The 24,693-nt window shown below is 53.1% G+C and carries 23 protein-coding genes; 13 read left to right on the top strand and 10 right to left on the bottom strand.

Features of this window, described 5'->3' with window-relative positions:
- The first annotated feature begins 32 nt into the window (after nt 1–32).
- Nucleotides 33–764, top strand: coding sequence for a metallophosphoesterase (locus ACIPZB_RS07165; RefSeq protein ID WP_336084869.1), 732 nt, complete (start codon nt 33–35; stop codon nt 762–764).
- Between the two features lie 62 nt (nt 765–826).
- Complete coding sequence (locus tag ACIPZB_RS07160) at nt 827–1,186, top strand: hypothetical protein (protein WP_336084871.1); 360 nt, start codon at nt 827–829, stop codon at nt 1,184–1,186.
- A 37-nt stretch (nt 1,187–1,223) separates the two neighbouring features.
- On the opposite strand, the gene ACIPZB_RS07155 is transcribed toward ACIPZB_RS07160, so the two are convergent.
- Nucleotides 1,224–1,502, bottom strand: a complete 279-nt coding sequence (locus ACIPZB_RS07155) for a hypothetical protein (RefSeq protein WP_336084873.1) — start codon at nt 1,500–1,502, stop codon at nt 1,224–1,226.
- Nucleotides 1,503–1,633: 131 nt separating this feature from the next.
- Here ACIPZB_RS07155 and ACIPZB_RS07150 point away from each other — a divergent pair, with 131 nt between their 5' ends.
- Nucleotides 1,634–1,975, top strand: a complete 342-nt coding sequence (locus tag ACIPZB_RS07150; RefSeq protein WP_336084875.1) for a hypothetical protein — start codon at nt 1,634–1,636, stop codon at nt 1,973–1,975.
- 552 nt (nt 1,976–2,527) lie between these two features.
- Here ACIPZB_RS07150 and ACIPZB_RS07145 read toward each other — a convergent pair.
- Both ACIPZB_RS07145 and ACIPZB_RS07140 read right to left on the bottom strand, forming a co-directional pair.
- Entirely contained in the window at nt 2,528–5,182 is a 2,655-nt protein-coding gene (locus tag ACIPZB_RS07145) for a TrlF family AAA-like ATPase (protein WP_400639544.1), read from the bottom strand.
- 651 nt (nt 5,183–5,833) lie between these two features.
- Nucleotides 5,834–7,063, bottom strand: a complete 1,230-nt coding sequence (locus tag ACIPZB_RS07140) for an RES family NAD+ phosphorylase (protein WP_400639543.1) — start codon at nt 7,061–7,063, stop codon at nt 5,834–5,836.
- A gap of 354 nt (nt 7,064–7,417) precedes the next feature.
- Here ACIPZB_RS07140 and ACIPZB_RS07135 point away from each other — a divergent pair, with 354 nt between their 5' ends.
- The 7 genes from ACIPZB_RS07135 (at nt 7,418) to ACIPZB_RS07105 (ending at nt 14,773) form a co-directional block, all read left to right on the top strand.
- Nucleotides 7,418–7,909, top strand: coding sequence for a hypothetical protein (locus tag ACIPZB_RS07135; protein WP_400639541.1), 492 nt, complete (start codon nt 7,418–7,420; stop codon nt 7,907–7,909).
- 14 nt (nt 7,910–7,923) lie between these two features.
- Nucleotides 7,924–8,883, top strand: a complete 960-nt coding sequence (locus tag ACIPZB_RS07130; RefSeq protein ID WP_400639539.1) for a hypothetical protein — start codon at nt 7,924–7,926, stop codon at nt 8,881–8,883.
- On the top strand, nt 8,870–9,550 hold the full coding sequence (locus ACIPZB_RS07125) for a hypothetical protein (RefSeq protein WP_400639538.1): 681 nt from the start codon (nt 8,870–8,872) through the stop codon (nt 9,548–9,550). The genes ACIPZB_RS07130 and ACIPZB_RS07125 overlap by 14 nt, the downstream gene beginning before the upstream one ends.
- A gap of 412 nt (nt 9,551–9,962) precedes the next feature.
- Nucleotides 9,963–11,426, top strand: coding sequence for an amino acid permease (locus ACIPZB_RS07120; protein WP_400639537.1), 1,464 nt, complete (start codon nt 9,963–9,965; stop codon nt 11,424–11,426).
- 178 nt (nt 11,427–11,604) lie between these two features.
- A complete protein-coding gene (locus tag ACIPZB_RS07115; RefSeq protein WP_400639536.1) occupies nt 11,605–12,525 on the top strand; it encodes a helix-turn-helix domain-containing protein in 921 nt (306 codons plus the stop codon).
- A 185-nt stretch (nt 12,526–12,710) separates the two neighbouring features.
- On the top strand, nt 12,711–14,117 hold the full coding sequence (locus ACIPZB_RS07110) for an aspartate aminotransferase family protein (RefSeq protein WP_400639535.1): 1,407 nt from the start codon (nt 12,711–12,713) through the stop codon (nt 14,115–14,117).
- Nucleotides 14,118–14,407: 290 nt separating this feature from the next.
- Entirely contained in the window at nt 14,408–14,773 is a 366-nt protein-coding gene (locus tag ACIPZB_RS07105; RefSeq protein WP_400639534.1) for a histone-like nucleoid-structuring protein, MvaT/MvaU family, read from the top strand.
- A gap of 496 nt (nt 14,774–15,269) precedes the next feature.
- Here the strand turns inward: ACIPZB_RS07105 and ACIPZB_RS07100 are convergent, their stop codons facing one another.
- The 6 genes from ACIPZB_RS07100 to ACIPZB_RS07075 all read right to left on the bottom strand — a co-directional run bounded on the left by ACIPZB_RS07100 (nt 15,270) and on the right by ACIPZB_RS07075 (nt 19,886).
- Nucleotides 15,270–15,731, bottom strand: coding sequence for an ester cyclase (locus ACIPZB_RS07100; RefSeq protein ID WP_400639532.1), 462 nt, complete (start codon nt 15,729–15,731; stop codon nt 15,270–15,272).
- Nucleotides 15,732–15,845: 114 nt separating this feature from the next.
- The gene (locus tag ACIPZB_RS07095) at nt 15,846–16,412 is read right to left on the bottom strand and encodes a flavodoxin family protein (protein ID WP_400639531.1); all 567 of its coding nucleotides are present in this window, start codon (nt 16,410–16,412) and stop codon (nt 15,846–15,848) included.
- 169 nt (nt 16,413–16,581) lie between these two features.
- On the bottom strand, nt 16,582–16,977 hold the full coding sequence (locus ACIPZB_RS07090; protein ID WP_400639530.1) for a winged helix-turn-helix transcriptional regulator: 396 nt from the start codon (nt 16,975–16,977) through the stop codon (nt 16,582–16,584).
- 89 nt (nt 16,978–17,066) lie between these two features.
- Nucleotides 17,067–18,071 carry a hypothetical protein gene (locus ACIPZB_RS07085; RefSeq protein ID WP_400639529.1) on the bottom strand — a complete coding sequence of 335 codons (1,005 nt, stop codon included), beginning with the start codon at nt 18,069–18,071 and terminating at the stop codon, nt 17,067–17,069.
- 83 nt (nt 18,072–18,154) lie between these two features.
- A complete protein-coding gene (locus ACIPZB_RS07080) occupies nt 18,155–19,273 on the bottom strand; it encodes an XRE family transcriptional regulator (RefSeq protein ID WP_400639528.1) in 1,119 nt (372 codons plus the stop codon).
- Complete coding sequence (locus ACIPZB_RS07075; RefSeq protein ID WP_400639527.1) at nt 19,266–19,886, bottom strand: hypothetical protein; 621 nt, start codon at nt 19,884–19,886, stop codon at nt 19,266–19,268. The genes ACIPZB_RS07080 and ACIPZB_RS07075 overlap by 8 nt, the downstream gene beginning before the upstream one ends.
- 183 nt (nt 19,887–20,069) lie before the next feature.
- Between ACIPZB_RS07075 and ACIPZB_RS07070 the strand changes: the two genes are divergently transcribed.
- Nucleotides 20,070–20,798: a DUF4062 domain-containing protein gene (locus ACIPZB_RS07070; protein ID WP_400639526.1), complete on the top strand. Its 729-nt coding sequence runs from the start codon at nt 20,070–20,072 to the stop codon at nt 20,796–20,798.
- Between the two features lie 369 nt (nt 20,799–21,167).
- Here ACIPZB_RS07070 and ACIPZB_RS07065 read toward each other — a convergent pair whose 3' ends face one another.
- Nucleotides 21,168–21,548 carry a hypothetical protein gene (locus ACIPZB_RS07065; RefSeq protein WP_400639525.1) on the bottom strand — a complete coding sequence of 127 codons (381 nt, stop codon included), beginning with the start codon at nt 21,546–21,548 and terminating at the stop codon, nt 21,168–21,170.
- Between the two features lie 512 nt (nt 21,549–22,060).
- Between ACIPZB_RS07065 and ACIPZB_RS07060 the strand changes: the two genes are divergently transcribed.
- Nucleotides 22,061–23,797 carry an FAD-dependent oxidoreductase gene (locus ACIPZB_RS07060; RefSeq protein WP_400639524.1) on the top strand — a complete coding sequence of 579 codons (1,737 nt, stop codon included), beginning with the start codon at nt 22,061–22,063 and terminating at the stop codon, nt 23,795–23,797.
- A 68-nt stretch (nt 23,798–23,865) separates the two neighbouring features.
- Nucleotides 23,866–24,639, top strand: a complete 774-nt coding sequence (locus ACIPZB_RS07055; RefSeq protein WP_336084905.1) for an SDR family oxidoreductase — start codon at nt 23,866–23,868, stop codon at nt 24,637–24,639.
- Nucleotides 24,640–24,693: the final 54 nt, after the last annotated feature.

Here is a 24,693-nt window from a genome sequence, read left to right as displayed (position 1 = left end):
CATACAATGCCGCTCGGAGCGTGAGAGAGCTGATGAAGGTTTTGGTGTATTCAGATTTGCATTTGGAATTTCGGGGTTTCGAGCCGCCCCAGGTCGACGCCGATTTGGTGGTGCTCGCTGGAGACATTTCAGTGCGCGGTCAGGGCGTGACCTGGGCGAACCAGACCTTCGCTTGCCCGGTCATCTACGTCCCCGGGAACCACGAATACTACAAAGGCGGACACCTGGATCGTACGCTCATAAAGATGAAGGAGGCTGCGGAGGAGCATGTGCATGTCCTCGAAAATGAATCTCTGGTCATTAGAGATACCCGCTTTCTGGTTACCACCGCCTGGACAGACTTCACCTCAACCGGCGACTACAAAGCGGCGATATACGATTGTTGGGAGTGCATGAATGACTTTAAGGTTATCCGGAGCGGGGAGGGTTTTAGGAAGCTTCGACCTGTAGATCTCATCGCTCGCAACATTACCGCTCGCGATTTTCTTGCCACCGAGCTCGCTAAGGACTTTGAGGGAAAGACGGTTGTGATCACTCACCACTGCCCGATACAGGAAGTGGCTGGTGATGGACACGTGGGCCATCTTGGTGCTGCGTATTTCAACGAGTGGCATGACCTGGTCGCTCAGGCTGATGTCTGGTTTTTTGGTCACACGCATCACGCGGTCGACACGGTCATTTCCGGCTGCCGACTCGTATCGAACCCAAGAGGGTATCCGGGCGAGCGCACCGGTTTCTCGCCGGATTTCACCATCGAGATTTAATCTGCCGTGGGACAGTCCTCTCGGTAGAGCACCAGGATTAGAAGTAGGAGCAGGAACAACGAATGTCAGATGAAGTCGTCATTGAATACCACGTCAAAGAGCTCTCGGATTTTCAGCTCAAGAGGATCTTACGGGCGATGTCTCTCAGGTACCCGTCACCCTTTACAGGCTACCTGAGCGATGTTTTCATCGCGTCCGAGCGCGCTGTAGGCATCGTTTTTTGCCACACCGATCCGGGGCAGTTTGACCAACGGGCGGATGGGCACATCCTGCAGACGTCTAGCATCGAGCATCTGAAGAAGGTAGGGCGTTACTGGGTGATCACGACGACTGAGGGAGAGTTTGTGCTGACGTCCTTCAAGCGGGGATTGGGAAGGGCGAGCTTACGAGCGCTCATAGGGGAAATGATTCCAACACCATAACCAGACGCTTCCGTGCGCTGGATGAACGATGCTGCGATCAAGCTTCCAACAGCAGGGTTCGGCGTCGGTGGATACTACTCAGGATTTTGTAATCACGAATGCGGTTGTTGGAGAGATGACCGGCATCAACCAGACCACGAATGTAGCCTTCGGCTTTGCCCCGGGCTTCGCGCAGTTCACCTTCAGATGCGCTGCAGCGAATGTCATCAACGATCAGTTGCCAGCGCTGACTCTGGCGAGCACCAATCGGGTCGTCGGAGAAGTCGGGAGCAGTGAGAAGAATTTCGTAGTAGCCAGCAACAGGTGGATTGCTCAATTGCAGCGTTCCTCAAATTTAACTTGCTGCAAGGCTAGCATGCGCACATCTAATCGCTTGTTGCTGGTCAGCCCATAGGTTGGCACCTCGTGTGTAAGCTTCCGCGGGCGTCACAGCATAGGAGGTAAAACATGGTTAAACGGCGAGCGCCGCTTTCCACGTCCAAGATTGTCGATGTCTCGCCATCAGCCATGCCCAGTACGGTAGCCAAGGCGATGCAGTTCGAATTCGATTTAGAGGTCACGGCGTACCTATCTTCGGTTGAGTACGGGCCGCATGAGCTTTTCCTGAGAGGGGTCGTCTTCGGTGACCGCCAGCGGCGTTTTGATGATGGCGATCCGATTCGCACCTCCAACATCGTGAGTTGCGAAGATCTCCAGGGATACGTAGTCGCGCGCACCCGCAACAGCACATACGTTGTCTGCGACTGGGCGGCAGATGGTGCGAGAGGGGGTTCGAAGGCCCAACACTGAAGATGGCAGATGAGCTCACGTTCGAGTGATTCAGTACATGACAGCGGCGTGAGGAAAAGCAGGTGAGGATCACAGGCGAGACCGACCCAGGTAAGGTCACAGACGTTTTCTGTGACATGTGTGGAGAATCAACACGCGTTCCAGCCGGCGATCTGCAGTTTGGAACGATGCATGCGTCATGGGGCAAGGGCTCAGCGCACTGCGGGGAAAACTATAAAGTGCACCTTTGCGAAAACTGCTTCTTCGCTCAGCTAGCACATATGAAGCGCGTTCGATGGGGGAGCGTGATGTTCGAGGACGAAGGCGACTCGATAATGCGCAACCAGGCATATGGAAGGGTTGGGCAGATGCCTGACTCCGACGGTGTCGCGGATCGATAAGCGTTCATGTGACCAGACGTTCCGAGTCATTAGGATATGAGATGGTCAGGACGCCAGTCCCGGTCTCCACGCAGCAAGAAAATGAACACTCACGGCCGATGCTACCTAGGGCAGTGGCGAAATGTATGAAGCTGCAAGTCCCTGAGCGCACCGATGCCCCTGTTCGCAACCCCTAAAACTCATATTTCTCCTTGCGCTGAATGAACGCCGCCCGACCACCCTCTAGTATTTTCGCTACCTGGTCACGGATGACGGGTACATCAATGGAACCCTGAGCCTCCATGGTCAAGGAGCCGCGATTCTCTTCTGCCGTAAAGACGCCAATCCATTCCGCGTCACCAAAGACTGGAATGTTGGCGTTGTGAGTGGCGAACAAGAACTGTCTGGATGTCTTAGCGTCGCGTAATTCCGCCACGATCCTGTCCGCAATGAAGGCGTTGTCCAGGTTGTCCTCCGGTTGATCCATCAATAATGGGTCAGGGTTATCTAGGAGGAGCATGTGAAGAATGGCCGTGCACTGCTGACCAGTCGAGAGCTTGGTCAGGGGTTTAAATACCGGTTCTACATCGTCGTGAGCGACGTTGAGGGAAATATCTACACGGTGCTCCAGATCCAGCGCTTCCATCTCCATGATCTGTGAGGGCTGCAGTTTGGTAAGCGCCTCAGCAACCAGGGGCGTGGCTCCCCATTCGAGGCAAACAACGCCAGGCCCTGCAGCGATGGATTTCACGAGTGCGGAAGGAGATAGGCCTGTTGCTTCTTCGATCCAGGCCAGCCGCCTTTCGCCGACGTTTTCAAGTTTGCAGGCAAGTAGAAAGTCACGAATTGGCGTCCGATCAGCATCCGGGACGATTTCTATCTTCAGCTTCTTTTTGAGCCGCCGGCTCATTTGTTTAGCAGCTCCGATCAGCGCGCCAATGTGCTCTGCTCTGAGGTCGGACAACTCTGCTAGAAGGTTGCGGCGCTCCTGCCGAAGATCATCCAGCTGCCCCTGATGTGTAGGCAGCTTCGTCTTCAAGGGTTTAATGCCTTCAATGTCTTGCTGCAGACGCTGATACGCCGCACCGATTTCCTGACCGCTTTTGCCGGCCATGTCAGGCAGGGCGCGAAGCTCTTTTTCAAGCTCGGTGTCATGCCCTTTGACTAACTGTTCCCAGTTGCGATGCGCAGCATCGAATGACTGGACTGCTTCGTCTACAAGGCTCTGCATGGCCTTCAGATGCACCGCACAGTCCTCAGTGAGCTTCTCCAGTGACGCTCGCATGGTCAGTAGCACATCAATGTCCGGTACGCCTTTGAGGGCCTCATCATTGATAAACGAAAGCTCCGGGAAGTGACTAACGAAGGTGGGAATCGCAGTCTCGACCTGTTTCAATGCCTGCTTGGCGCTTTTGGCCATCTCTCGCTCTCGGGCGAGCAGAGAGGTTTTGGCCAGTTTGTCTTTGACGCCGAGATCCTCGAAGCCCCGTAGCTGCTCTTCTAGGTTGGGCAGGCGATCAACCTGAGAAGAGAGATCGTCGATGTCCGCTAGTGCCTTTGAGACCTTCTGTTGGTTGGCTTTTAGTCGGCCCTGCACATTAGACAGCTTGTGTCTGTATTCGCCCTCCTGGGGTAGGAACCGTTCGAGCAACTGAATGCGGCTGGATGGATCTTGGGCAAGCTCATAAATCTCGTTTTGCCCAAAGATGTCGATGGCTGGCATCAGGTCAGCAGGTGACATGGTGGACACGTCGCCATGTTCGTCACGAACCACGGGAGGCTCACCGTAGCGACGGCTCACGGTATAGCCCCGACCGTTTTGCGAGGAGGAAACCAAGCTCAGCTCGATTCGTCCTCCTTCACGGCTGAGATTCTCCTTGATGATTTCTGTGTGCAGCTTCCGGGCTTGAATACCCTTCGGGGCACAGTCAAGGACATAGCGCACACACTCCAGCAGTGTTGATTTTCCCGTACCTCGACCGCCGATGACCGTGTTTAAGTGGTCTGAGAAGTTGATCTTCACCCCATCAAGATACCCACCCGTCACAGTTAAGCTGAGCAGGCGACCAATCGGGCTTTTTACCTGAGTCGAATTCAGCCTTATGCGTGACTCCGGATCCAGGAAGGCCACCTTGAAAGCTGAGAAGGTAGGGCGGGTCATCTTGATTAAGCAGGTTGCATTGGCTTTACCGAGGTCTTCAGGCTTCGCGACGTCTTTGGCATTGATGAGCGCCATTGGTCTTTCCCGTCGGTAGGCTGCGTCCCTACCGAGAAGTACGCGACGATAGAAATCGCCATCTTCACCTTCAAGAGCTTCCACCGAATGCGGGATTTGAGCCGCTCTGAGAGCAGGATGCTTCCAGACGTGTTGCAGCCGATGTTTCAGCAAGCCGCTGTCTTGCGTGCAGTGCGCAGCATAGATGAAGCCCCCAAGCTCCTCGATCTTGTTGATTAGCTGAATGGAGCCTAAACGAGAGGGCAAAATTCGTTCTTCAGGATCAAGAAGATCTAGGTTGCCCAGGTAGCGCTCTAGCGACTGCACTGATGTGTTTTCGTCAAACAAACAGACGAAATGGGTCTTGTCGCTGGCCGCGATTTCAAAGCCCGGAAACACCACGATTCCATGGGGCGTCAGTGCCTGACGCAATGCATCGACCGCTGCCACGCTTCCATGGTCTGCCACGCCAATCACGTTCACACCAGTTTCCTGGCACTGCTCAAGCAATGCTTGGTTGTAGGCGGCTTCGTCTATGGCCAGATCGGCGCCCCGATAGGCGGCATGGTACGAGAAGGGATTAACCTGCAGGGCGCAGCGCCAGAAACGTGCGTACATGAAATGCTCTTCCATGATAATTCCTTCATGCTAAATGCGGTGGCAGCGAACCAGCTTTACAGGAATGGCCAGACCCTGATCGTTTAATTGGACGTTCTATGCCAGCGACCTATTTCTTTGGATGCAGCGTAGCCGTTTTGAGCTATCAATGGGCAGCGTGTTGCTCGTTCTCTTCAAGGCTGGCAAGTCGGCCCAACCACGGAGAGCTCTCAGACAGGCTTTCTGGATTGGCCAGTCGACCGGGGCTGGAGGAAGATTCATGAAGGTCGGGCAGGGAAGGTGGTGAGAGCGTATGCAGGTCTAGCCGGCCAGAGCTTCTGGCTGGCTAGTGCAGAGGTTTCAGCTCGTCAGCGGCGTACCTGAACTGGGCCACGAAGTGATCCTTGAAATGATCCCAGCCTTGCACGGGGGAGTGTGACCTATCTGTCAAAGGTCAAGGTTATGATGCGTACACTCAATCGCCGTTACTGCCCCGGCAGGGGCTGGCTCCTCGTGGCTGGGATCCCGAACCCAAGCTTGAACCGTTCAGTTCGGCTAGATCTAGATAAGGATGATGTGGCATGGGCGGATGTGAAATTCAGAAAGAGGCCTTGAGCACCCATGGTGTCGATTTTGCTCACTTTCTGTCGCCTTGCTTTGAGCCTGGAATAGCGTGTGAGGAGAAGCTCAACTGCTGAGCTCGGTCGTGTGATACTCGACACGGGAGATCTCAAATACCGACACACCCTTTTTTGAGGGGACGAGATCAAACTGAGGTACCCAATCAGGTGTCTGCAGTGCGTCAAGAGGACTTCGGTCAAAAAACACATAGTTAACACCACCCTCTCGCTGAACTGAGCGAAACGAGATGCCATCAAACCTCTGTTTGTCATAGTACCGAATAAATTCAGCAAGCGCTTGCGTCACAACATAATCCGTGTCATTAGCGCGCACAGGCCGGGCGATTAAGTCGTGAAGATACTCAAGCAATAGCCGACGATCAGTTCGCTTCTGATAACCAGGCTGAAACCAGCTCATTGATTGGTGCTCAAGCGCTGTGAGCGCGGTGAAATCAAAGAACTCCAGCGGTCGGGTGGAGACGAATTCTGCCACCACCACTTTATCCCCAATCGAGGGCCGTACCTCCGCAATCCCCGTCTGTGCGTCGGCCGCGACATAAAGCAGTGGTACGCCTGAAGGGCTCATCCGGTTATTGGCAGCGCGATCCTTTGGGGGCGCTCCTAGCTCCTTAGCAGGATCATTTTGAAATGCAAGGAGCTGACCATGCGTGGAGGCAATTCGAGCTCGATAAAAGCGAGTGGCTTCTGGGGCAACCTTGACGACAGCAGCAACATCAGGGTTTTCGCGGCTACTTGCTCGCATCGCTTCAAAAATCAGGGACTCGAAAAACATGCTGGCATTGGTATTAAAAAACCTGCGACCATGCACCAGTTCAGCAGCTATACGCGTCCAATCACCTTCGACCCACCATCGCTCGTGCTCCTCAGACTCAAACGGGCTTGATACCCGGCAATACTCCTGTCCGTTGAAGTAAAAATCTTCCTCATCAGCATCAGGATCAATGAGCCGTTCGGCCACCGCATTACATACGGCTTCCGATTCGCACCGGATGGCAATACCAATTATGCGACTGAGCCCCATCTCGTAACCTGGGTGAAGTCCATGGTCGATGGCAAAATGTTCGGAAAGGTGCTTTTTGATCGTGTCTGCGATTTTCTTAGAGGTGAGCGCCTTGAGCACTGAGGAGCCGCAGCAGGTGCAGGACTGTTCCTCCGAACGTTTGGAGGCCTGTTTCTTGAGCCAAGTGTCACCAATGCAGGCCACACAAACAAACATGGATTCCTCAGCATCTTCTTTGGTGAGGATCTCATGCCAAATCTCGTCCAGTAAGGCCATTGAATTGCTTCCTTGTAGCGTTTGAGCAAGGCCAAATCGTATCACTGTCAATTAACTGCGGCACAATCTCCAAAAAACTGTATAGGTGCCGGCGATGCTCAAGCAATTACACCTCGAGCTCAATGATCAAGGGCTCCTTGCGTGTTGCGGACAATCGCCATCGGTCTAGCCCGGCAGCTGCGTTGTGAATCATGTCAGGTGAAAGCTTGAGGATTTCTTGAGCACGATGCGCGCTAAGTCGAAGCTACATGCTCGTGTGCGAGTCCTTACCTTCCATTTACCCCTATGCTGGCCAAATGGTATTGTCGGCTGATTCTCGTCTATCGCGACTTGCCCGGCAAAGGAGACGCCAGCTTGGGAGCTCTACAGAATTCGCCATTCCTATCTCGATTTGCGACGCCAAGAACAGGGGAGGACACCATACCTGGTTTCTATTCCTCTGAACTCCAAATGTGGGCGGTTCAGGCTCCGGAAGGTGAAGTCCCGATCATCGCCAACGGTGCCCTGAACGAGCTGATGACCAAGACGAAGGTCAACGCCGAGCAAGATGATGAGGCGTGCTGGCAGATTGAGTTACTGACCAAAACCTATCAGAAGGTCGAAAGCGATGATGACGATCCCAGTCCTTATCGAGGTCAATCGGATGACTCCAACCACCTGCACCAATTCGATTCGAGTAACCATCTGCTGCAGCTCGTGACTAAAACTGATGCGATCACTGAGAGAGATGATCGGTGCAATGCCAACCACATCCTCGAGCTGATCACGAAGACCAACGTCGAGCTGGAGCGCGATGACAATGGTGATCCTACGTTCGGCTTAGACACCCGTTACTACTCAGACTGACCTGGAAGCGCATCATGCTGCTGTTGGTGACAAATCGCCGGGATATCACGATGGACTACGTGGTTGCTGAACTTCGCCGGCGCGATCAGCCTTTTGTCCGCCTCAATACCGAGCAATTGCCCCAAGCGTTGTGCTCGATGGCGGGATTTCCTCGGGACGCTTGGTCTATTTCACTGGATGGGGTGGTTGTTCGTGGGTCGCAGATAACTGGGGCCTATTTCCGTAGGCCTGGAGCTCCGGTTGTATCCGACACGGTCACAGATCCTGGCGAGCGGGCCTACGCCGAAGCAGAGTGGAGCAGCTTTCTCAAAAGCCTCTACTCCCGCTTGGAGGGGCTGTGGCTGAATTCACCTACGAAGATCTTCATGGCTGAAGACAAGCCGATGCAGCTCCTCCTCGCGCAGGAGATGGGCTTCCACGTACCACAAGCATTCATCACGAACGACATCTCATGTGCTAGGGCCATTTCTGTGCTCGGCAATGCCGTTGGCAAGCCCCTGCGCCAAGCGGTGCTTGAAGGCGAGACGGAGCGCGTCATCTTCACATCCCGACTCGCTGAGATTGAGGATGATCAGGCGGACTCAATCAGGCTGACTCCATTCATTGTGCAATCAGAAATCCTCAAGCAATACGATATCCGAGTGACTGTCGTGGGAGAGCGGGTTTTCGCAACGGCGATCTGGTCGCAAGATAACGAGGAAACAGAAACTGACTGGCGCAAGGGTAGTCGGCCTGACCTTCGCCACGAAAAGATCGTTCTTGAGACTCGTGTTCAGCGTCAATGCGTGAAGCTTGTTAAGCGCCTCGGCCTCCGATACGGGGCCATCGATTTGATTTGTGATCGAGCGGGGAAATTGTGGTTCTTGGAGATCAACCCGAACGGGCAGTGGGCCTGGATCGAGAATCTAACTGGCTACCCAATTGCTTCAGCGATCGTAGACGAGCTGACGGTGAACAGCATTGCTCAAACTTAAAGAACGGCTCCGCTGGCTGTGGCCGACAGTCATCCCTCTGTCCCCTATTGAACAGGCCGCAGATGCAGAGTGGAAGCAGCAGATTGCTGCATCAGTGCGCGATGGAGATTGGACGACCGATAGCGAAGTGGTGCTGGAGGAATCTAGGCGACTCTTCGATGCAGAGGTTGACCGCCGCAAGGGTGCTGACGCTAAGGCAGGAATTTACCTCGCGGCCATCACGGCGCTGATACCCGTGTTGGTCTCGCTGCTGCCGACGCTGTGGAGTGACAAGTCGAGCAAATGGCTAGGCTGCATGGGGCTTATGCTGTTCGCGTTTGCAGTCGCCTTCTTGCTGAGTGCGGGGGCCTGGGCGTTCAGAACGCTGAAAGTTGCAGGGTTCGCCCAGCTGGGCCCAGGAGAGTTAGCCTCCACTTGGAAAGAAAGCTCGCCCAGAGCGGGGTTAGCCAAGCAGCTCGCTCGCGCCGTCCTGCACAACTACGCACTGGTCAACGAGAAGGTAACCGGCATCAAGATGACTCATGAGTACCTGCTTCGTGCCTTCCTGACCTTCACAATTCTGTTAGTGCTTCAGGTCGTGTGGCCGGTGGGTGCCTGGGTGGTAGAAGAGAGCACCAAGCTGTTGGGTACTCCACCCCCGGTTTCATTGATCATGTGTTACTCGTAATTCCGGAGCGTCCTGGCTTGCTACCGCGATAGGCGCCGCTCGGTGAAGCTGGGCAGCGAGCAGATTGTTGATTGAGCAATGCGCCCTTGTCCGTCCAAGTTTCCTCCCACTTTTAGCCCTCGTCTCGGTCATCCCGAACACGCCTCCAGGGCTGCCTGCATTCGCAATCTGGATAGTTTTTCTGAGCGCCCAGCGACCATCATGTACGAGCTGCAGACGCTGTTGAGCGCGTCACCGCAAGCGAATAAGAATAAGCACATTAAAACAATAATTTCTGCTGCCAGTTAAGCTTATGAATCTGCCATCGCCCCATTCAGTCTTTAAAGATGTTTGGTGCTGATTTTGACTATTTCGGGTGCTCATCAAGGACGACTAGCTCCTGTATCCGATAATTTTCTATATGGTGGAAAATATGAGCTGGTCAGAAGCAGATCTACAATCGAGTAGCCAGGGGACTGCAAAAGCTGGTCGCCAACTTGGAATAGGGTTCAAGCCGCGCCACCTGACGATGATGTCAATCGCAGGGGTAATTGGTGGTTCATTGTTCGTTAGCTCTGGAAGCGTAATCCATAATGCCGGGCCAGCTGCCGTTCTAGCTTACCTTGCCGGGGGCATTCTCATGATGCTGATTATGAGGATGCTAGGCGAGATGGCTACAACCTCACCCGACACTGGTTCGTTTTCAACATATGCCGATAGAGCTATCGGAAGTTGGGCAGGGTTCACGATTGGATGGCTCTACTGGCTTAGTTGGGTGTGCATAATGGCATGGGAAGCTTATGTTGCCGGCAAAATCCTCCACGGCTGGTTTCCAGCGATTAGCATGAACGCATTTGTGCTGGGAATTACTCTCCTTCTAATGAGTGTGAACTTCTTCAATGTCCGGCATTTTGGCGAGATGGAGTTTTGGTTCGCTCTCATAAAGGTGGTGGCAATTTGCAGTTTTCTTGCTATCTGCACCCTGGCGGCTATGCACGTCTGGCGGGGTGGTGAGGTAATCGGAGTTGCCAATTTGACCGCACATGGATTCGTGCCGAACGGTGTTGGAGCAGTTGTTGGTGCAATGCTTGGGGTAATGTTTGCATTTTTAGGCGCTGAGATCGCGACCATTGCGGCCTCTGAGTCTAAAAATCCTCAAGAACAAATCGCCAAAACCACCAAATCGGTCATCTGGCGAGTAGGATTGTTCTACGTAGGCTCCATTTTTCTGATCGTATGCTTGGTGCCTTGGAATGATCCGTTCCTGGGCGAGTCAGGCTACGGTGCATATCGTCGTACGCTTGAGCTGCTGGGGGTACCGGGTGCCGAATACCTAATGAATTTTGTGGTGTTGACTTCCGTAAGTAGCTGTCTTGTGTCGGCTCATTACACAGCCTCTCGGATGTTGTTTTCACTGGCTGTCCGAGGTGATGCTCCCTCGGTACTCAAGCGCACTCGTCACGCGAACGGCGCACCAATATGGGCAATCTTGGCGTCATGTGCAGTGCCGGTTGTGTTGGCTCTGATGAATTTTAGCGAGGCGTTGCGCCCCAAGGACGTTCTAGACACGCTGATGAACGTTACCGGCTCGACCGCCTTACTGGTGTATTTGGTGATCGCATTTTCGCAATTACGGATGCGACGTAAATTGCAGGAGCAGGGCACCCTGATACCCATGAAAATGTGGATGTATCCGTGGCTCACTTGGGCGGTGATCAGCTTCATCAGTATTTGCTTGGTGATGATGATGCTAAGCCCAGATTACCAATCAGTTATTTTCTCAACAGGCGGCTTGACGCTGTGCATCATGGCGGTCGGAATAATCCGACAGACACGCAGCCCAAAGAACACCGCTACCGGTGCAAGTGAAACTCAAGCGAAGGCGCTGCTACGGTAGCGTGCGGAATCACCTGCTAGCCGCCAGGCATCAACGAATGGGCCGATATGGACGCTGCTCGTCGGCCGTATCAGTTTTGAATTGCCAGATACCCACGGTTCTCCGTGGGGCTTGCCGAGGCACACGATTCTGGGGTAATTGGATGAGTGGTTGCTCAAAACAGTAAGAGGTGCTCAGCATGCCATCATTAGTCGAGTACCGATCCTACGACGTGGTTCATCAGGCTAGGTTGCTTGGGAATTGGGATCAGAAGTACACCCAGCTTTCTCCTGGGCGGTTTGAAGGTTCGGTGACTGAGCTCAGGTTGGACGGTTTGACGCTTGCACGGGAGCGCATGAACACTGCGGTTCAACAAGCCGGCAGCCTTCCGGCTAGGAGTTATGCAGTCTCGCACCCGATCAATCCACACGGCTTACATCATCTGGATTGGCGGAGAGATCTCAAAGACGGCTCTGGCCTGATGAACTCGTCTGGCCGGTATCGGGTGATGTCTTCGGAGTTTTCTGATGTTTTGGTACTCGTCGTTGCTGCTGATACGCTGGCGGAGCACCTAGATAGGCTTGGCCTAGGTGTGGTTGTCTCAAAAATTCGGACGCTCAGTCTGCCGGAGGGATTTCAAGCAATGGCCCTGGATATGCTCGATCAATCGCAGTTCGAGCTATCGGACGATTTCTGCTCGGAATCGTCAGCACGGTTGCTCGATTCGCTAGCGTCGCCTCTATGTGAAAGCTCCCAGAACGAGAGCGCGCGGACTTGGCGAACTGATCGCTTCGGCATAGTCAATGATGCTTGTGATGCAGCAGAAGAGGAGGGTTTAAGCACAGCCACCCTTCAAACCATGTGCCAAGGTGCCCGAGTGAGCCTTCGTATCCTTCAGTACGCCTTTCGCGAAGTGCTTGGTGTAACTCCTTTGAAGTGGCTTAGGATCGCGAGGCTAAATGCCGTACACAGCGATCTGATATGTCATCGTCCAACCGGGATTACTCAATGCGCCTTAGCCTATGCTTTTACCCATTTAGGCCGATTCTCCGTCGAATATCGCTCAATCTTTTATGAGACTCCTCGACAGACATTACATCGTGCCCGTTGCGACGATTAAGCTGTGGCGCAGAATCACACTGTAACACTGGGTTGGCCGCCACAGTGTTCGCAAAATGGATATTTAATTTTTCATCAAATAGTTATAAATAATTAACACGGCATCACTGATATGCTGCATGAGTAGCATGGTTGGTGCCAGTGATATCACTCAGCCATAATTTTCCCATCAGTCAGGTGACTAATATGCTTGCGAGTAAAGTAGGGGTTAACTCGTCTTTGGATCAGATGTCAGATCTGCACTTGATAGACATGCAGACTCAGCTTCATCCATTCACGGACGCTCGAGTTCATGCCGAACAAGGTGCTCTGATGATTGAGCGCGGAGATGGAATTTACGTGATTGATTCTGATGGCAAACGTTACATAGAAGGAATGTCAGGTTTGTGGAGTGTCGCTGTTGGATTTAACAATAAGCGACTGGTTGAGGCTGCAACGAAACAGCTAGATAAACTTCCGTACTACCATCAGTTCATCAACAAAACGCTATATCCTTGCATTCAGCTTTCTGAGAAATTGCTGCAGATTGCTCCAATACCAATGAGCAAGGTTTTTCTTGCCAATTCTGGCTCCGAAGCCAACGACACTGCGGTAAAGCTTGTTTGGTATTTCAATAACTCAAAGGGCCAAGCGCAAAAAAAGAAAATTATTTCACGAAAAAACGGGTACCACGGAATTACGGTTGCTGCCGCGAGCCTCACTGGACTGCCTACAACTCACAAAGCATTTGACTTGCCGCTACCGGGCTTTATTCATGTCAATGGCCCTCTTCTATATCGGGACATGAGAGTCGGTGAATCAGAGGAGTCCTATGCTGATCGGCTAGCGGATGAGCTTGAGCAAGTAATCCTGAGAGAGGGGCCTGAAACAATTGCAGCATTTTTTGGTGAGCCTGTCATGGCAGCAGGTGGTGTGCATATTCCACCTGCAACCTATTGGCAAAAGATCCAAAGCATATGCCGCAAGTATGACATTCTTATCGTCGCAGATGAGGTAATCACCGGTTTCGGTCGTACGGGTTCTATGTTCGGCTGCGAGACGTATGGCATCAAGCCAGATATCCTGGTTCTCTCTAAGCAGATCACATCTTCTTATCAACCTCTTTCCGCCGTTTTAATTAACCAACGTGTGTACGAAGGCATTGCTGATCAAAGTAGTGTCATCGGCACGTTCGCGCATGGATTTACCGGTGGCGGTCACCCCGTTGCTGCGGCCGTTGCGCTGGAGAATATCGCCGTCATAGAGGAGGAGGGTCTGGTTGAGCGTGCTGATAAGATGGGTCAACTGCTACAAAAAGCCTTGCGTGGTTTTGAGAGTCATGAACTCGTAGGGAACGTGCGTGGTGTAGGACTCATCGGGGCGGTCGAACTGGTTGCTGACAAAGACACAAAGGCTCCGTTCGGTGAGCCTGGAACCCTTGGTCGTTATCTTGTAGCTCGAGCGCAGGAAAATGGACTCGTGTTGAGAGCTATCGGCGATTCCATCGCATTTTGTCCGCCGCTGATCATTTCAGAAACCGAGATCGATCAGCTGATCAGTCGTTTCGCTCGTGCGTTGGATCAAACCGCAGCATGGTACCGTGGCAACAAATAAGTCCGCTTGTTACTGCTCCTGTGGATTCTAATGCACCTTAGAGCCACAGGAGCTCTCGGCACAGTGCTACTCACTGCCTACACACAACTGTAACCTGAGATCACGATCTCGTCAGCTGGCTCTGTCCACGACCATTGGGTGACATTCACTTGTCTATTTCGCTATCGGTCAAGCCTCGGTTCGGGATTAGGTTGCAGATACCGCTACGCAACCTCGGCGTGCTGTCGAAATTCGCATTTTTCTCGTCCCACATGTAGTCTTGTCGTACCTGTACATCAAAGGATTCACACATGTCTCGCCTCGCCGAATACCGTCGTCTTGAACAGCAGCTCGCAGCTCAGCTTGCTGAACTGGAAGCCATGAAAGATGACAATGGGCTTAAGCAAGAAATGGAGTTTGAAACCAAACTGCGCGGCCTTCTCGGAGAGTATGGCTACAGTTTGAGAGAGGTCATCAACATCCTGGATCCGCAGGCTGGCCTGCGTCAGGTGAACGCTGCTGCAAGCACCACCGGTACCCGCAAACCGCGGGAGACGAAAACCTACAAAAACCCGCATAACGGCGAGCTCGTTCAAACCAAGGGCGGGAACCACTCAGTGTTGAAAGCTTGGAAAAGCCAGTACGGCTCGGACACTGTGGAAAGCTGGCTTCAGTAAGAAGCCTGATACCAAGAGCCTCCTTCGGGAGGCTTTTTCGGTGCGTGAGTTGAGGTGTCCATCCCGCGGACGCTATCGACTACTAGGCCATGAGAACTGTGCAGTCAAAGTCCATGTCTTCGCTACAACGCAGAAGAGATAAGCGGCGAGATCTGCCTTCCTCACAAATCCTGCGCGCTCCGGCGTGAAGGAACACCCGCTTCAGAGTGAGATGAGCTTCCTGCTCGGATCTTGCTCCATGAAGAGCAGGATATCGAAAACTCGTCCTGGCTCGGCTTGAAGGGCAGGGTAATCGCTCCTTAAAACGGCGCCAGTCAAGAGTTCCTTGTTTTTCTCCCAACATTGGCCTAGCGCGAAGGGCAGACTGCAGAGCTTTTGGCCGGCGGCTTTGAGGGTGTCGCTGGGGAGCAGGTAGCGAGGGCTACCGAACCCTCGAACGCCGGCGTTCTGTAGCCCCTTTCTTACCTGGCTATCAAGCGCTGACATGAATCCCAAATCAGAACATGGAATTCCCGTTTGCTGCCTGCTCTGGTACCGCCTGGATAACGTCCCAGTGCTCGACAATTTTCCCGTCTCTGACGCGGAAAATATTCACGATCGCACGACCTCTGTCAGAGGGCCCGCTTTTTGAGTGATTGTGCAACCAGACTAGGTCACCATCGACTGCTGAACGTACGATCTGCGAAGTCGCGCCTGGATTTTTCTTGAAATAGTCTGTAAAGAAGCTCACGAAGGGGGCCTTGCCGTCAGGCACCTGAGGGTTGTGCTGCTTGTATGACGAATCTACTACTTTGGACGCTTCTGCTACCTGGTGTTTGTTAAAGAAGTCATTGTAAAAATCTACAACAAGCCGACGATTTTGCTCTGCATCGTCGGAGGGGGAGGCCTGAGCAGCTGCACCAGCCAGAAAATAGCAGGCGAGGGTGAGTGGGATTACGGCAAAAATTCTCTTACGCATCATGAGACCCCATGCTTTTTCGTCAACCCTTCCGCTGAGATGCGGGCACTCGTCAACGCTAGCCGAAATAAGCCGGCTTGGCCCGCCATAAAGCACAAACCAAGCCGATGATGATCAGGACAGCTTCGCAGCGATCTCAGCTACGCGCTTACCTAGCAGCTTCGCTGTCTCCAAATCGCCGGAACGTGGGGCTTCATCAGGAGACGCATCAGATGGGGAGACCGCCAGGGCGCCCGCAAAACCAGCAGTCCAGTTGATGTCTGAAGGGCCATGAGCCTTGGTGTTCGCAGGCATTAGCCCAGTACCTACCCAGATTTGTCCATGCTGCTGGGAAAGCGTCCAGAAGTACTCGATAGTCGAGAATTTATCGCCATTCACAGACGCGGAGTTCGTGAAGCCAGCTGCAACCTTATTCTTCCATGCTTGGCCGAACCAAGGCTTGGAGGAAGCATCGGCGAACTTCTTAAACTGCCATGCTGGCCCGCCCATGTAGGTCGGGCTGCCGTAGATAATCGCGTCCGCTTCGTTGATTTCCTCCCAAGCTGCCTCAGGCAGGTTGCCCTCTGGATCGATTGCGAAGAGCTTAGCACTCGCAAGGGAAGCGGCCCCTGCATGAACGGCTTCTGCTTGCTTGGCCGTGTGGCCATATCCGCTGAAGTAGACAACTGCAACTGTAGTCATAGCGATTTCCTTAACGAGTTGAGGATTATTGAGCGGGATTGGTAACCAGCTCATTAGGATTCGCGGATGACTATAGGGCCTGAGCGCGTAGGTGTGAAGATAGTTACCTCAGGGAAACCTACTCATTATGAACAAATCTTCATAATGATTGTATTTGGTTGAAAATTATCTACCGATGTAGTGGCTCTACGTTTCCACCAAGGTTGAGATCATAATTGCTCTGAGCCTGAAGCACTGCCTCTGCATTTTTCTCTGCCCATGAAATCGTCACCGCAACTGCATCAGCCAGAGTCGCACCCAGGTGGGTGAGAGAATACTCAACAGAAATAGGAACGGTATCGATGGGTATTCTACGAATTAACCCGTCTCGTTCAAGTCGCTTAAGAGTTTGTGACAAAACTTTTTGAGAGACACCTTCAATTTGCCGGAGCAATTCGTTGAACCGCCAAGTTCTGTCGTGCAAAAGACCTAAAATCAACATGGCCCACTTGTCCGCAACACGCTGGAGTATAAAGCGTGATGGGCACTCCGACGCATACGGGTTCCAAGGTGACGAAGTGCTCATAGATCATGATTCTCGCGTAGGTGGTGCAGGGATAGTCACAATGTCTACAGCCCATGCGACATATCCCTAAACAGTGTTCATTTCAATTTTTATGACAGATCGAATGTCATATTACCTTGAGATAGGAGGTGTTTCGCCACAAAACTTTGAATGAAAAGGCCCTGCTTCACAATTGGCGGCAGATCTTCTTCCGTCTCAAATGTCCCATCCATTTCATATGCCTCAAGCTCTCTCGAGTAGTTTGGGATTAGAGAGAGCACGTTTTCAATGAGATCTTTTTTGTCAAGCAGCCTATATCGATTACTGATGATGAATCCAAAACTATCTTCTAGGCTCCAGTGGCGAGAAAGCTTGCGCTTGGCGGTGTAGTTTTTGTGGCGATGGTAGAGGTTTGTAAAATAGACGGCGTCAACGCGTGAATAACCTTCTGGATTTGCGAAGGGTGCATCGCTAAACAGGCCGTTGTGGCCGATGAGGTAGTGCAGCCACTTTTGCATGTCTTGGGGCGTGTCACAGCAAACAGCGAGGATATTGAGCTCGCTTTCGCTTGGGCTCGGGCTGAATTTCTGGTGGGCGCTTTCCAAGAAATCCTTGAGCTTGTTGTCCAGGTTCGGCTGAACCACGAGTGGTTTTGACGATTCAGGATTGAAAAACTGGGTAAGCTCCTCTGGGAGCGTAAGGAAATCTGGATGGCGCCCCAAGAAATTAAGCTTGAACGCATCCTGGCTATCAATTTCTTCGGTCTTGGTGTAGTCCGCGCATTTGACCTCGATATTGTAAGTTACACCATCTACCGAGAAGGAGCAGTCCACATCCTTTGGGGGATTTAGCTTTGGCTCATATTTGAAGGTGGCGGGGTATGCAGCAGCAAAGTGCCCACAAATTGTAAGCTCACACGCCGTCTGCAAGTAATGCTTCTCTGAGAATGACTGTGGGTTTGGTCTCAACTTGGAATCACGAAGGTTCCTGAGTTCTTTGGTAGAAAGGAACGGCGTCAGTTTTTCCAAAAGCTGTTGCAGATCACTCTGATAGGCGACTGACGCCTCAGAGTCATTAAAGTATGCATTGTGAGGCGTAGATTGCTGGTCGTTCATGGGGCTGTACCGGTAAGAGGTCAATTCTAGGCTCGCCGCCAGATGACCAAGTAAATTTGCGCTTTGGTGGAGATGGTTCCGAGTTACCCCTGTGACTCGCCAGTTTTTATCAGCCTTAACGGGGACTTTGGTACCTTAAGCATGAATTGGGTCTCGACCATCTGACTGGTCAGCCCAGCTCCTGCAAGAACTCGGCTCCAGGTTGAGAAATCCAGGAGATCGATTGCTCGCTGAACAAGCAGGGGAGATTCCATCGGAATGAGCTCATCGAACTCTTCATGCTTGGTGAACCCTTTCCGTGCGAGGTAGGTAAATCCGCTCTTGGCTTGATCGGCGGTAAGGAGATCCAGCGCCCGAGCGCGATAAATCAGCGCCTTGAAGCTGACCTTCCAGCGAAGCTTCAGCTCTTTCAATGCTGGCCAGTTCAGGTACTTGCCCCGCATTGCCGGAAACTCCGCGGCGAAGCTCGCCCTCGGCATAAGCAGGGCACTCGCAAATTGGTTGGCTTGCTCTTCTGTTTCGCGGCAACCGGTTTCTATACCTTGGTGCATAACCAGATGACCGAGCTCGTGAGCCAGATCGAACCGCTGCCGTCCTGGATTCACTTTTGAGGTGTTGCGGACGATCAGTGGACGTTTGTTGAATAACGAGAATGCGTCAATGCGATCGTCTGCGTCAGCCAGGTTAACGACGAGCACACCTATTTTTTCCGCCAGCTTGGTAACGCTCGAGAGCGGGCCTAGGCCAATGCCTTGCTCTCTTCTAAAACGCTCAGCAACCTGTTCAATTTTCCCGGCACCGGTAACCGGCTCCTCGATCACATGAAAATCAACCGCGGGGAACGCTACCTCCTTGTCCAACTCATCAACGAGCAGCTCAAACATCTCAACCTGGGCGGCAATCGTTTTCTTCAACGTCTGGGTTGAGGTGCGCACACTGCGGAAGTGACATTGCTCAAGCTCAACACCACTCCTACGGGGGACATAAAAGAATCTTTCCTTGACGTTCAGGATTTCGCAGAGCTGCTTCAACTGTCCCGGGTTAGGAATTGAGTTGATCTCAAGCTTATGCGCGTATTGCCTAGTCACGCCAAGGAGCTCGCCGATTTCGGCAAGGGAGCGCCCCGAGGCGCACCTCGCGAGGCGTAGCTTGTCGGGTGAAAACTCGTCACCCAGAGGCAGGAGGCCTGTTGTGTCATTCATCTTTCAATTCAGCGTCTTTCGTTTCTTTCTGCCCAGCGTCCTTGTCGCGACGAACTGGCAGAGAATCATCAATTTCAACAACAGGGGAGAGCTCAGTGGTGCGGACAGAAAGCAGAGGTTCGTAATTGTGCGTCCACTTGCTGATGACATTGCGGTTGGTGTCGAAGCCCAAGACAGAGACGGTCAGCGTTGGGCCGTCTGGATTTCTATCGCTGTCGACATACAACCGCCAGGTAACGTTCCCGTCAGTGGCCGGCCCCAGCAAACTGTCGTGGTAAAGCTCAACGACGTTTTTCTCCACGCGATAACCCTTCTTGCGTGTGTCCGGGTCATCCGTAACCACCTGCATCAAAACCCCATCAATGCTGATCGTGTAATCCAACGTGTTGTTGACGAGCTTGAACCAAGGGAGGTCACCCTGGCGATGTAGGCGCCTAAACCGACCATGGATGCGACCGTAAGGAAAAATCCCTTTCGTCCAGTTGGTGTCATCTTCAGTGGATGTGGCCTCAAGCGCTTTGTAAGCAGCATCCAAAAGGTTGTTGCAGACGACATCAAGATGGGCGCGGCTGAGCTTCGGCTCAAGCTCACTTGGATGCTGATGTTCAGGCATGCATTTCTCCGAAAAAGCGTGCAAATAATCTGTAGTGTCAACCGATATTTTTGTGCATAATTTTGAGAATGTCAACCTCTGACGTTACGGGTCAGTGTGTTCAGTTGTCGTGCCAAATTGGGGCGCGCTACGTCTGCTCAAGCGCATATGGGCTTGCCGAATCTTGGGGTGATTGGGGGTTTTATGAACGTGTTCATCAGCTCTGTCGTGCGTAATTTTGAGAGCTATCGTGCGGCAGCCAAGAAGGCTGTCTTACTGCTCGGGCATGTGCCAGTGATGTGTGAGGAATTTGGTGCTCGGCCGTATTCCTCTCAGGAAGCCTGCATGACTGAAGTAGAGCAGGCGGATGTGGTGGTGCTTGTCCTGGGTGCTGACTTCGGGTTCAAAACTGAATCTGGGGAGTCGGTGACGCAGCAGGAGTTCCGACGCGCTCGAGCCACTGGCAAACCTATCCTGGCATTCCTGCATGACGTCGCGGTGGAAGGGCCGCAGCAAGAATTTCGATGGGAAGTATCTGATTACGTGGACGGGCTCTTCCGCGCCACATTTGCCAATGAGCACGAGCTGTCTGATGGTGTCATCCGGGCTCTGAGTCAGCTAAATACGAGCCGTAGTGCCGTTAGTGAGGCAGAATTCGCGCAGCGGCTGGAGATTCGAAACTCTAATAGCCGGTGGGGCGGCAGAGATCACGAAACCCGACTCGAGCTGGCTTTCCTGCCTCAGCCGGCTAACCCGGGTAGCTTGCGCTCCATCCACTCTGAACACGAATCCTATTTCTTGAAGTTTTGCCATGCTGGACTATGCACGTCAAAGCCGGCTATGAGGATTTCGACAGGGACGAACTCACAGGAATTGATGCTCCCGGCCTGGTCTGGCGGCATCACGACAGTGGTCTGTCTTGGTTGTCGATGACTCTCGCAAACCCAACGCGTCCGTCCAACCACTTCGACGGGTATTACGTATCGCCGACCCAAGTGAGGCGCTTGGCGGAAGCTGCATATGACATCCTTTGCCAAGGCCGAGGAGGGTGGTTTCAGTTGTCTCTCCACGGCGTGTCATACAAGGTTTTTGCAGAACCGCCTGCCGTTGCGACAGGGAGTTTCACTATGTCGCAACGCTCAGAGCAAGAGCTGCAGGAGCGCCGGCTACTCATCCCGGCGACCTCTGCGGCTTATGGACGATGGCTAGATGACGTGATGTTCAAGTTCAAGCGTAAGCTTTCGTCTTAAGCTGCTTTTGCGCCTGGCACTGGTATGCCAGGCGCAGTTGAGCTCAAAGCGCCTAGCTGGGTGAAACGTACAGTGCCATCCCGCGTTCCGCTACCTCCTCGAGCTTGAAAAACCTCCCAGCCGCTTTCAGTGCGGGGAAGACCACACATGCAGCGTAGGGCTCACTGTATTGAGTCGTTAATCCTTGAACGTCGAACACTATTTGGCCTGGCGGGAACCCCAGGTTTTGAGCGTGTTCAAGGTTGTGAAGTGTCCCCTCCTGTTCCCCGTTAGCCTCAGCGACTTCAATGACCTTCTGGCGGAGCGTGTCCACATCGCCGTCAGCCACTTCGGTGAAAAACTGCTGCCTGCGGTGTCTTGCGTAGCCGAATCCTGCGGCATTTGCAGAGCCAATCCGGTTCAACGCAATGCATGCGACAGTAACAAGCTCCATACCTTTCCTCCTTCGGTTTGCCGGCGCAGCTCCTACTCATAGATCAGAAAGGAAAGTCACGCCAGGATTGCTCAATTGCCTGCTGGCACCCTGCCGCCAATACAGAAATTCCGCACGCGCTTGTCTCGGATCGCCCGTCTTCCAGAACACCTGAAGAGAATCTAACCGCGGCAGGATTTTGATAACTCAATTTGCCCTCTCGCAGTACCAGGATGTCCTCCGTGCAGCTGGCGAAGCCTCCTTTCAGCATTGGAAGAAGATGCGTCACGTCCAAATTTTTATGAGTTAAGAACCCGCGATGGGTCTCGTCGGCGGGTAGCTTGCTTGCCCGAAACAACCGTTCTAGAGCTGTTCCTCACCTGGCTGACCTGCCCGTAGGGCAATCGGCAAGCAAAATTACCATATGACAAACCGTTTACACATAGGATAACTGAATGCTAATTTTTGCTCACCTGCTAGGTGGCGCCCCTGTCGGGCGTCGTTACCGGTAGTCCACGGTTTGGAGAACCAGCATGAAAAAACAAGAAATTTATGAATGCGATGTCCTGGTGGTTGGATCAGGAGCTTCGGGCATGTCTGCCGCCATTACGGCTAAGCATCATGGTTTGAACGTAGTGATGGTCGAGAAGGGTTCGACCTTTGGCGGTACTTCTGCTCGGTCTGGTGGATGGTTATGGATTCCGTGCACCTCGCTTGCTCAAGCATGGGGGCATAGCGACTCTCACGACGCGGTGAAGACGTACCTGAAGCATGAAGGAGGGAATGCCTACAACGAAGAACGCGTGGACGCTTTCCTGCGGCATGGAAGCCCGGCAGTAGATTTCTTCCTCAAACACACTGCCGTCAGATTCGATATGCCACTGGTGTTCCCGGACTACCATGCTGAAGCGCCTGGCGCCATGCAGGGCGGCCGTTCGATGGTTGCAAGACCGTTCGATGCTCGGGAGCTTGGTAAGCGCATGGAGCAACTTGAGCCACCGCTTCCTGAACAGACGGTTTTAGGGATGATGATCGGCTCAGGCCCGGACATTAAGCACTTCATGCGTGCAACCAGGTCGCTGGAGTCAGCGATTTACGCTACGAAGCGACTCTCCAAGCACATTTGGCAGACCATTAAATATGGCCGTGGGATGACGCTCACTAACGGGAATGCTCTGATTGGTCGGCTGGCCAAGTCAGCGTTTGATATGGAAATACCAATCTGGCTGCAATCCCCAGTTACTGAGCTGATTATCGAAGGCGGCGCGGTTGTAGGGGCTCGCGTGCGGAGAAATGGTGAAGAGGTAGTCGTTCGGGCGGCGAGGGGGGTCGTATTGGCTGCCGGGGGGTTCCCTCATGACATTGAGCGCCGCAAAGCTCTCTACTCGCACACTAAAACCGGCAACGAACATTGGACGCCTACTCCTAAAACCAACACCGGCGATAGCCTGAAAATGGTCGAAAAAATGGGAGGCAAGCTCAACACGAATCTCCCTAATCCTGCGGCATGGACACCAGTGTCTCTGACCACGCGTAAGGATGGAACTCAGGGTGTCATGCCGCACTTCATTGATCGTGCAAAGCCAGGTGTGATCGCGGTTACTCGGAGCGGCAAACGATTCACCAATGAAGCCGACTCGTATCACGACTATGTCCAAGCCATGATCAAAGCCTGCAGCCAAGAGCCCGAAGTATGCTCCTGGCTCATTTGTGACCACTACACGCTTCGACGTTATGGATTGGGGTGTGTAGCCCCATTCCCACTGCCAATAGGCAGGCACCTGAAAACTGGCTACCTGATCAAGGGCAAAACATTGGGTGCGTTGGCGAAAGCAGCAGGGATTAACGAGCAGCAGCTGGTAGAAACCGTCACCCAATTCAATGTCTCCGCGTCAGCGGGCCATGACCTTGAGTTCGGCAAAGGCTCAAAAGCGTACAACCGCTATCAAGGAGATGCCTACCGTGCGCCAAACCCTTGCGTCGCACCTATCGAGCGCGGGCCTTTCTATGCAGTGAAGATCGTCCCAGGAGACATTGGTACCTACGCCGGCATCGCAGTGGATCGCAACTGCCAGGTACTCGGAGCGGATGACCGGCCGATCCAAGGGCTATTCGCTGTGGGTAATGACTCTGCAAGCATCATGGGAGGCAACTATCCGGGAGCGGGTATCACCTTGGGCCCTGCGCTGACCTTTGGTTACGCCGTAGGGATTCACTTAAGCAATGCTGCACGAGTGGATGACGCCAGCTTGGTGAGAAAAACCGGTTGATAAGGGCGACATTGAATCGAGTCGTACGTCACCCGCAATGAACGATCAAATAACAACAAAGGTTTACCATGAAAAAACTGAGTGAAACTCGCCTGTCTGTTGCCGGAAAGCTGGTCTTGATTACTGGTGCGGCTCAAGGAAATGGCAAGGCTGTCGCGCACGGTCTCGCCGAGCAAGGCGCCAAAGTCGTCATTGTCGACATTGATGGCGAAGGTGCTACGAAAACAGCCGAAGCGATCTGCGGCGTAGGCAATCAGGCGTGGGGCTTTGGGCTGGACGTTAGTGATCAGGAGGCTTGTGAGCGTCTGGCCGCGGTGATTGTGGGTGAGATCGGTGACATCGATGTGCTGATCAATAACGCTGGGATTTTGAAGCGAGTAGTATTTGAATCACCAGCTGTTTCGCAGGCTTTAGCTGACACGCTGGCGGTGAACGTGACGGGGCCTTTCAATGTCACAAAGGCCTTTCTTCCTTCCCTGAAGAGAACCAAAGGCAACGTGATCAATGTCGCGTCGATTCAGTCCTTCGTCGCAGCCACTACGTCGCCTACCTATGCGATTTCAAAGGGCGCAGTGGCTCAGATGACCCGAACCCTGGCAGCGGAACTGGCGGAATTTGAAATCCGAGTAAATGCGGTTGCGCCTGGCATGTTCGCTACCGCCATGTCTGCAAGTACACGCGGAAACGAAAACGCCCTCAGCACCTTCTTGCAGCATGTTCCGATGAGACGTGCAGCTGATCCCGATGAGCTCGTTGGGCCTATTACGTTTCTTGCTTCCGCCGCGGCTAGCTACGTTACAGGTGTCGTTCTGCCTGTAGATGGGGGCTACCTCGTCCATTGATCCCGGCATTTCACCTGCAGAGAAGCCTTTAGGAACGGCACAATGTAACTGTGT

The organism is Pseudomonas sp. NPDC089396, from assembly GCF_044749545.1.
GTDB lineage: Bacteria > Pseudomonadota > Gammaproteobacteria > Pseudomonadales > Pseudomonadaceae > Aquipseudomonas.
This window is presented reverse-complemented; position numbering and strand designations above follow the sequence as displayed.

Bases quoted from the DNA above. Each gene is read 5' to 3' on its own strand.
- ACIPZB_RS07165 (WP_336084869.1), top strand. From the start codon at position 33: ATGAAGGTTTTGGTGTATTCAGATTTGCATTTGGAATTTCGGGGTTTC.
- ACIPZB_RS07160 (WP_336084871.1), top strand. From the start codon at position 827: ATGTCAGATGAAGTCGTCATTGAATACCACGTCAAAGAGCTCTCGGAT.
- ACIPZB_RS07150 (WP_336084875.1), top strand. From the start codon at position 1,634: ATGGTTAAACGGCGAGCGCCGCTTTCCACGTCCAAGATTGTCGATGTC.
- ACIPZB_RS07145 (WP_400639544.1), bottom strand. From the start codon at position 5,182: ATGGAAGAGCATTTCATGTACGCACGTTTCTGGCGCTGCGCCCTGCAG.
- ACIPZB_RS07140 (WP_400639543.1), bottom strand. From the start codon at position 7,063: ATGGCCTTACTGGACGAGATTTGGCATGAGATCCTCACCAAAGAAGAT.
- ACIPZB_RS07130 (WP_400639539.1), top strand. From the start codon at position 7,924: ATGCTGCTGTTGGTGACAAATCGCCGGGATATCACGATGGACTACGTG.
- ACIPZB_RS07120 (WP_400639537.1), top strand. From the start codon at position 9,963: ATGAGCTGGTCAGAAGCAGATCTACAATCGAGTAGCCAGGGGACTGCA.
- ACIPZB_RS07115 (WP_400639536.1), top strand. From the start codon at position 11,605: ATGCCATCATTAGTCGAGTACCGATCCTACGACGTGGTTCATCAGGCT.
- ACIPZB_RS07110 (WP_400639535.1), top strand. From the start codon at position 12,711: ATGCTTGCGAGTAAAGTAGGGGTTAACTCGTCTTTGGATCAGATGTCA.
- ACIPZB_RS07105 (WP_400639534.1), top strand. From the start codon at position 14,408: ATGTCTCGCCTCGCCGAATACCGTCGTCTTGAACAGCAGCTCGCAGCT.
- ACIPZB_RS07100 (WP_400639532.1), bottom strand. From the start codon at position 15,731: ATGCGTAAGAGAATTTTTGCCGTAATCCCACTCACCCTCGCCTGCTAT.
- ACIPZB_RS07095 (WP_400639531.1), bottom strand. From the start codon at position 16,412: ATGACTACAGTTGCAGTTGTCTACTTCAGCGGATATGGCCACACGGCC.
- ACIPZB_RS07090 (WP_400639530.1), bottom strand. From the start codon at position 16,977: ATGAGCACTTCGTCACCTTGGAACCCGTATGCGTCGGAGTGCCCATCA.
- ACIPZB_RS07085 (WP_400639529.1), bottom strand. From the start codon at position 18,071: ATGAACGACCAGCAATCTACGCCTCACAATGCATACTTTAATGACTCT.
- ACIPZB_RS07080 (WP_400639528.1), bottom strand. From the start codon at position 19,273: ATGAATGACACAACAGGCCTCCTGCCTCTGGGTGACGAGTTTTCACCC.
- ACIPZB_RS07075 (WP_400639527.1), bottom strand. From the start codon at position 19,886: ATGCCTGAACATCAGCATCCAAGTGAGCTTGAGCCGAAGCTCAGCCGC.
- ACIPZB_RS07070 (WP_400639526.1), top strand. From the start codon at position 20,070: ATGAACGTGTTCATCAGCTCTGTCGTGCGTAATTTTGAGAGCTATCGT.
- ACIPZB_RS07065 (WP_400639525.1), bottom strand. From the start codon at position 21,548: ATGGAGCTTGTTACTGTCGCATGCATTGCGTTGAACCGGATTGGCTCT.
- ACIPZB_RS07060 (WP_400639524.1), top strand. From the start codon at position 22,061: ATGAAAAAACAAGAAATTTATGAATGCGATGTCCTGGTGGTTGGATCA.
- ACIPZB_RS07055 (WP_336084905.1), top strand. From the start codon at position 23,866: ATGAAAAAACTGAGTGAAACTCGCCTGTCTGTTGCCGGAAAGCTGGTC.